General features: G+C 71.5%; 8 protein-coding genes. 5 read left to right on the top strand and 3 right to left on the bottom strand.

Going from position 1 to position 6,699, the window contains the following annotated elements:
- Positions 1-49: 49 nt before the first annotated feature.
- The 5 genes from BQ9890_RS10835 (at position 50) to BQ9890_RS10815 (ending at position 3,788) form a co-directional block, all read left to right on the top strand.
- Positions 50-1,288 carry a TadA family conjugal transfer-associated ATPase gene (locus tag BQ9890_RS10835; RefSeq protein ID WP_075891466.1) on the top strand — a complete coding sequence of 413 codons (1,239 nt, stop codon included), beginning with the start codon at positions 50-52 and terminating at the stop codon, positions 1,286-1,288.
- A gap of 533 nt (positions 1,289-1,821) precedes the next feature.
- Positions 1,822-2,652, top strand: coding sequence for a type II secretion system F family protein (locus BQ9890_RS15935; RefSeq protein ID WP_195907668.1), 831 nt, complete (start codon positions 1,822-1,824; stop codon positions 2,650-2,652).
- 152 nt (positions 2,653-2,804) lie between these two features.
- Positions 2,805-2,996: a DUF4244 domain-containing protein gene (locus tag BQ9890_RS10825; RefSeq protein WP_075891464.1), complete on the top strand. Its 192-nt coding sequence runs from the start codon at positions 2,805-2,807 to the stop codon at positions 2,994-2,996.
- 73 nt (positions 2,997-3,069) lie between these two features.
- Positions 3,070-3,390, top strand: coding sequence for a hypothetical protein (locus tag BQ9890_RS10820; protein WP_075891462.1), 321 nt, complete (start codon positions 3,070-3,072; stop codon positions 3,388-3,390).
- Positions 3,387-3,788 carry an Rv3654c family TadE-like protein gene (locus tag BQ9890_RS10815; RefSeq protein ID WP_075891460.1) on the top strand — a complete coding sequence of 134 codons (402 nt, stop codon included), beginning with the start codon at positions 3,387-3,389 and terminating at the stop codon, positions 3,786-3,788. Before BQ9890_RS10820 ends, BQ9890_RS10815 begins: the two co-directional genes overlap by 4 nt.
- 303 nt (positions 3,789-4,091) lie before the next feature.
- On the opposite strand, the gene BQ9890_RS10810 is transcribed toward BQ9890_RS10815, so the two are convergent.
- The 3 genes from BQ9890_RS10810 to BQ9890_RS10800 form a co-directional block, all read right to left on the bottom strand.
- The gene (locus BQ9890_RS10810) at positions 4,092-5,351 is read right to left on the bottom strand and encodes an IS256 family transposase (protein ID WP_075891458.1); all 1,260 of its coding nucleotides are present in this window, start codon (positions 5,349-5,351) and stop codon (positions 4,092-4,094) included.
- A gap of 189 nt (positions 5,352-5,540) precedes the next feature.
- Positions 5,541-5,993 (bottom strand): DUF1931 family protein, encoded by a 453-nt coding sequence (locus BQ9890_RS10805; protein ID WP_075891454.1) that lies wholly within the window; start codon positions 5,991-5,993, stop codon positions 5,541-5,543.
- Between the two features lie 103 nt (positions 5,994-6,096).
- On the bottom strand, positions 6,097-6,699 hold a 603-nt coding region (locus tag BQ9890_RS10800; protein ID WP_195907667.1), incomplete at its 5' end, for a transposase.

The raw sequence follows: 6,699 nt of genomic DNA, 5'->3' as shown, positions 1-6,699 counted from the left end.
GTCGGGGGCAGCCGCAGCGCCGGGTCCGGCGGAGGGGGCAGGGGCCGCGGTGGGTGCAGGCACGCATGCGGGCACGCGTGCAGGGGGCGGGACCGGGGACGGGGTCGGTGCCTGGGCGCTGCACCGCGCCGTGGCGCGCGGAGCCGACGTGGCCACGGCCGTGCGCGAGCACGCGCGTCCCGGTGCCGGGGTCCACGAGCTCGTCGGCGCCTGGGAGGAACTGGAGTCCCTCGTGCGCGGTGTCGGCCCCGAGCTGGCGCCACTGCTCGCCCAGCCGGACGTCTCCGATGTCCTGGTCACACCGGGGGGCGTGTGGGTGGACCGCGGGGAGGGGATCGAGGCGGTCGCCCTGGACCTCGGTGAGGAGCGGCGGGTGCGTGCGCTCGCGGTCCACATGGCCGGGGCCTGCGGGAGGCGACTGGACGATGCGAGCCCCGTCGTGGACGGGACGCTGCCCGGAGGAGTGCGTCTCCATGCCGTCCTGCCCCCGTTGTCCCGGGACGGGACGGTCATCTCCCTGAGGACCTCGCGGGCGGTGGCCTTCACGTTGGAGGAACTGGTCGAGGTGGGCACGGTCCCCGCCGGTCTGGAGTGGCTCCTGCGCGCCCTCGTCTCCTCCCGGGCCAACACCCTGGTCAGCGGTGCGACGGGGAGTGGGAAGACGACGCTCCTGTGCACCCTGCTGGGTCTGGTCCCGCCCACGGAACGCATCGTCTGCATCGAGGAGGTCACCGAGCTGGCGCCCTCGCACCCCCACGTCGTCCACCTCCAGGAACGACGCGCGAATGTACAGGGCGCCGGCGGGGTGACCCTGACGGACCTCGTGCGCGCCGCCATGCGGATGCGTCCCGACCGCCTGGTGCTCGGGGAGTGCCGCGGGGGCGAGGTGCGTGACGTCCTCACCGCCCTCAACACCGGCCACGATGGCGGGTGGGCGACGATCCATGCGAACACCGTGGAGGACGTCCCTGCGCGCCTCGCCGCCCTGGGGGCGCTGTCCGGGATGGGGGGTGCCGCGGTCGCGGCCCAGGCGGTGGCCGCCCTGGACGCGGTGGTCCAGATGCGCCGGGATCCCGGGGGCAGGCGCGTCAGCCAGGTCGGGGTGCTCATCCGACGGGGTGGCGATCTGGTCTGTGAGGTCGCGGTCGACGTCGGGCCGTCCGGCGAGGTCGTCCACGGACCCGGGTGGCAGGTCCTGTGTGCGCGGCTGGGAGTGGTGGTGCGGGAGGCCGGGCAGGCACTCGTCGGGGAGGGGCCGGCGGGTGACCGGGGCGGTGGCGCCCCGTGATGTGGGTGCTGGCCGCGGCAGCGTGCGCTGCCGGACTGGCTCTCCTCCCCCTGCTCACCCGGTGGGAGCGGATGGCGCGCGTGAGGCACTGGCGAGGCCGGGGTGCGGCTCCCTCACAGGGGGCGGCGTGGGCGGCGGAGGTGTCCCTGGGGGATGCGGGTGCACGAGGGCGGCGCCCCCGGGTGCACGGACCTCGGGAGGGGCGCGGTGGCGGGGCCCCGCCCCTGTCGATGCTGGTCACGGAGGTCTCGGCCCGCCTCGGTGCGGGCGCATCGGTACCGGAGGCCTGGGCGCGTTCCTGGGAGCGTCACCCGGGACTCGGACCTCTCGGGGGGAGCGACGGGGCCGGAGTGCCCCGGGGTCTGGCGGCGTTGGCGCACCGGCCGCGCTGGCGGGACCTGCGCCTGCCGGGGAGGTGGGGACCCGGCCGCCTGCGACGGCGCGGGGAGCAGCGAGGGTCTCCGGCGTCCGGCGGTGGGCGCGGTGGTGGCGGGTGGGGAGACGCTCCCCCCGCGGGGGACGACACCCGTGCCGTGGCTCCGGGGGTGTGGGACGTGCTGCGGGCGGGTCGGGCGCCGGCCCGCGCGGAGCGGGCGTCGGCGAGGGCACTGGTCACGGCCTGCCGGTTCACGGCCCACCTCGGAGCTCCCCTGGCCGGCGTCCTCGACCTCGTGGCCGACGGTGTCGACGGGGCCGCGGCCGCCGAGGACGCTCGACGGGCGGCCGGGAGTGGTCCGCGCACCTCGACGCGTGTGCTCCTGGCGCTGCCGCTGCTGGGTGTCGCCGCGGGCGAGGCCCTCGGGGCCGGACCGATGGCGTTCCTGCTCGGAGGCGGAGTCGGCACGGTGTGCCTGGTGGTCGGCGTCGCCTGCCAGGTGGGTGGTCACCTCGTCTCCCGCCTGCTCACGCGACGTGCGGAGGGGACGGGGGCGATGGGGCGGGTGGACCCGGCGATCCTGTGCGACCTGGCGGTGGCCGGTCTGGAGTCCGGTGCCTCGGTGCCCACCACCCTGGAGGCCCTCGGCGCTGCCGCGGAGTTGCCCGAGTTGGGACGGATCGGACGTGAACTGCTCCTCGGAGTCCCCTGGGGCACGGCATGGGATCCCCACCCGGAGGAGGCGGGAGACCTCGGGGATGCCCTGTCCCCGGCGTGGACGGACGGGACCGCACCCGTCCCGCTGCTGCGGCGGGCCGCCGCGGGTGTGAGGTCGCGCAGGATGGCCCGTGCCACGGAGGAGGCGGAGAGGTTGGCCGTGCGACTGGTGGTCCCCGTGGCTGCCCTGCTGCTGCCCGGCTTCGTGGCCCTGGGCGTGGTGCCCGTGCTGGCGCACCTCGCCTCCAGCGGGTTCGGCGCGCCCGTGTGAGCGGTGTCGACCGGGCCGCTCTGTCCACAGCACGGTCGTCCGCCCGTGCTGTGTCCACAGACGAGGTCCGCGCGGGTGGAGGAGATGGGAGGCGCACCCCAGTCTGGCTCCCACCCCGGAGGGTCCGGGGTGGCACAGGAAGGGGAGACAGGATGGCGATCGAACAGTTGGAGGAGGAACGGGTGGGGCGGGTGGCCGATCCCGAGGAGGGATCGACCACCGTCGAGTACGCGATCGGTGCCGTGGCGGCGGCCGGCTTCGCGGGCCTGCTCCTGGTCGTCCTCAAGTCGGGCGCCGTGCGGGGCCTGCTTGAGGGGATCATCCAGACCGCGCTGTCACTGTGAGTGCGGTGACCCGGTGAACGCAGTTGCAGTTCCGCGCCGGCGTCGGGGGCCCCACGGGGTTGCCGACGCCGGCATGGTCACGGTCGAACTGGCCCTGGGGTTCATCGTCGTGGCTGTCGTGCTCGCCCTCGTCCTGGGGGTCGTCGCGGCCGGGAGCACGCGGGCGGCCCTGTGCCAGGCGGTGCGCGAGGTGGCGCGTGAGGCCTCCGTGGGCGGCGAGGATCCGGCAGGCATGGCCGCGCATTCCTTCGGTCCCGGTGCCCGGGTCGCGGTGTCCCGGGAGGGGCGTTGGGTCGAGGTGGTGGGGCACGCCGAGCTGACCGGTCCTGGCGCGTGGGTGGGGATGACGGCCTCCTGCTCGGTGCGGACCCTGGTCGAGGGAGGAGTTCCGTGACCCCGCAGGGGCGGAGTCCCGGTGACGCGGAGGAGGGATCCGGGACGATCGCCGTCGTGGGGATCCTGGTGACCGCCCTCGTCCTGTGTGGCTTCCTCCTCGCGCTCGGAGCCGTGCACACACATCTGGTGCGCGCCCGGGCGGTCGCGGACCTCGCTGCGCTCGCAGGCGGGGACGCCTCCGCGGTGTCGGGGTGGACGGATGCGGGATCGCTGCCCTGCGAGCGCGCCTCGGCAGTCGCCGGGGCCAACGGGATGGAGCTGGGAGCCTGCACCGTGGCGGGCAGGGACACCCTGGTGGTCGTGCGCGACACCCTCGTCCTGGCCGGGGTACCGGTGCCGGTCGAGGCACGCGCCCGCGCCGGCCCCGCCGGCCCCGCCACACCCCCCGAACCCTGAAGTCCGCTCTCTTCTGGGGTCGAAGTCCGCTCTCTTCTCCCCTCGAGGTCCGCTCAGTTCTGACGTCGAAGTCCGTCCTGCTCCGGGGTTGAAGTCCGCTCTGATCTGGGGTCGAGGACGGCTTCCCTTCTCACAGTGGTCCGTCCTCCCGACGGTGCCCCTGTGGCGCCCGGGAGGTCGAGCGTGGCCGCTGTCTGGTGTCACGCGGGTGCTGAGCCCGGTGATCTTGGTCCTGTGGGGAGTCTCTGGGGTCAAGTCCCGTGGTGTGGTGTCACTGCTGTTGTTTCTTCTGGTGTGTGGTGGTCAGGCGGTGAGGTAGAGGTCGGGGTGTGCGGGGTCGGTGTGCTGGTGCAGGGTGTGGACGAGTTTGCGCATCGAGATGTCGGAGAAGTAGCGGCGTTCGCCGTAGCTCCATTCCTCGTGCTGCTCCTGGAGTACGGCGCCGATGAGGCGGGTCACGCAGTCGCGGTCAGGGAAGATCTGGACGACGTCGGCGCGGCGTTTGATCTCGCGGTTGAGGCGCTCGATGGGGTTGTTGGACCAGACCTTCTGCCAGTGCTCCCGGGGCAGCGGGGCGAACCCGGTGAGGTCCGGCTCGGCGGCCTCGAGCATGGCGGTGATCTCGGGGAACGAGCCGCGCAGACTGTCGGTGACCTGGTGATACTGCGCGATCACCGCTTCGGGGGTGGTCTGCGCGAAGATCGTCGAGATCAACGCGTTGACCGGCTTGGAACGGGCCGACCCGAGGCGCTGGGTGACGTTGCGGGCGAAGTGGACCCGGCATCTCTGCCATCCGGCGCCGGGCAGGATCGCCTTGACGGCGGCTTTCAGGCCGGCGTGGGCGTCGCTGGTGACGAGGGTCACGCCGAGCGGGTCGGCGTCGGTGGCGACCTTGAGTCCGCGGTCGCGGAGGCTGCGGAGGAACTCGGTCCAGAAGTCGGTGGTCTCCGCGTCACCGAGCGCCATCCCGAGGATCTCCCGCCTGCCCTCGCCGGTGGCGACGACGAGGGCCTGCGAGGCGACCCGGCCGCGGTGGCGGACGTCGAGGTAGGTCGCGTCGAGGAACAGGTACGGGAACCAAGTGTGATCGATCCGGCGGGAAAGGAACTCCTGCACCGCCTCGTCGATCTCACCGCAGATCCGCGACACCGTCGATCTTGAGATGCCAGTGTCGTTACCCAGGGCGCGGATCAGCTGATCGACCTTGCGGGTCGAGACGCCGTCGATCCAGGCCTGACAGATCACCGCGTAGAGCGCCTTGTCGACCCGGCGGCGCGGGCTCAGCAGCGAGGGGAAGAACGACCCCTCCCGCAGCTTCGGGATCTGAAGGTCCACCTCCCCGGCCGGGGTCGCGAGGGTCTTCGGCCGGGTGCCGTTACGGCGGGTGGTCCGCTCCGGGGTGCGTTCGTAACGGGCCGCGCCGATCTTCACGGTCGCTTCCGCGTTGATCAGGTCTTGCAGGCCGGCCTGCAGCATTCGCCGGAACACGTCCGAGTGGGCCAGGTCGGGGTCGGCGAGGACTTCGCCGATCAGGGTCGTCAGGGCAGACTGGTTGTGGGTCATCGTGGGATCACTCTTCTTGCTTCTTGGCGGAAACAACTGGTCATCCCACGATGGCCCTTCACCGTCTACGACGACGAGAACCCCGCGGGAATTGACACCACGCTATTGGACTCACCCGCGGCCAGGCCTCCCGCTGACGCAGTGCTGGACCTGCCACGCGCAACCCGAATCGAGGTCTTGTCCGGCACGCTAAAAGAGCAGGTCAAAGATAGCCTTGGCCCGCTCCCAGTGCACGCTCTGCGGGTTTTTGACCTTAGGATCGAGGATTTTGAAGGCACGTGCCAGCGCCACCGTCAGCCCGCCGACCAGGCGCGGCAACTCCGCTTCCATCTCATAGCTGTAGGCCAGGTCGAGCGGGGGCAGGGCTACCAGCTGATCCAGGATAGGCTGAAGCTCCAGTGCGGTGTCCAGCCCGTCGAAGGCCCGCATGCTCTCCTTGAAGCCGAGCGTCAGCGGCAGGTCGTGCAGCTGGATGACGTCTCGCTGGTTGTCCTTGGCCGTGGCCTGCGCCGCCAGCAACAGATCGTAGACCTTCTGCCGCACGAAATCGTTCAGCCGCGCCAGGTCGTTCTTGTCCACGTCCAGGCCGGCTGCCTCCCGAAAGAGCCGTTCAAACTTCGATACGCCGATGATTTTCGCCATAGTTCTATCTCCTCCTGTCAGACTTACAGTGACACTAATAGCACGGACAGGTCAAGTCCCGTGGTGTGGTGTCACTGCTGTTGTTTCTTCTGGTGTGTGGTGGTCAGGCGGTGAGGTAGAGGTCGGGGTGTGCGGGGTCGGTGTGCTGGTGCAGGGTGTGGACGAGTTTGCGCATCGAGATGTCGGAGAAGTAGCGGCGTTCGCCGTAGCTCCATTCCTCGTGCTGCTCCTGGAGTACGGCGCCGATGAGGCGGGTCACGCAGTCGCGGTCGGGGAAGATCTGGACGACGTCGGCGCGGCGTTTGATCTCGCGGTTGAGGCGCTCGATGGGGTTGTTGGACCAGACCTTCTGCCAGTGCTCCCGGGGCAGCGGGGCGAACCCGGTGAGGTCCGGCTCGGCGGCCTCGAGCATGGCGGTGATCTCGGGGAACGAGCCGCGCAGACTGTCGGTGACCTGGTGATACTGCGCGATCACCGCTTCGGGGGTGGTCTGCGCGAAGATCGTCGAGATCAACGCGTTGACCGGCTTGGAACGGGCCGACCCGAGGCGCTGGGTGACGTTGCGGGCGAAGTGGACCCGGCATCTCTGCCATCCGGCGCCGGGCAGGATCGCCTTGACGGCGGCTTTCAGGCCGGCGTGGGCGTCGCTGGTGACGAGGGTCACGCCGAGCGGGTCGGCGTCGGTGGCGACCTTGAGTCCGCGGTC

Origin of the sequence: Actinomyces provencensis, from assembly GCF_900155435.1 — a bacterium.
Taxonomy (GTDB): Bacteria; Actinomycetota; Actinomycetes; order Actinomycetales; family Actinomycetaceae; genus Pauljensenia; species Pauljensenia provencensis.
Note: the sequence above shows the minus strand (reverse complement) of the source record. Positions and strands in the feature narration are given on the sequence as shown.

What these genes read in the sequence shown, in the direction of transcription:
- BQ9890_RS10805 (WP_075891454.1), bottom strand. Translation starts at nt 5,993, where the DNA reads ATGGCGAAAATCATCGGCGTATCGAAGTTTGAACGGCTCTTTCGGGAG.
- BQ9890_RS10820 (WP_075891462.1), top strand. Translation starts at nt 3,070, where the DNA reads ATGGTCACGGTCGAACTGGCCCTGGGGTTCATCGTCGTGGCTGTCGTG.
- BQ9890_RS10825 (WP_075891464.1), top strand. Translation starts at nt 2,805, where the DNA reads ATGGCGATCGAACAGTTGGAGGAGGAACGGGTGGGGCGGGTGGCCGAT.
- BQ9890_RS10810 (WP_075891458.1), bottom strand. Translation starts at nt 5,351, where the DNA reads ATGACCCACAACCAGTCTGCCCTGACGACCCTGATCGGCGAAGTCCTC.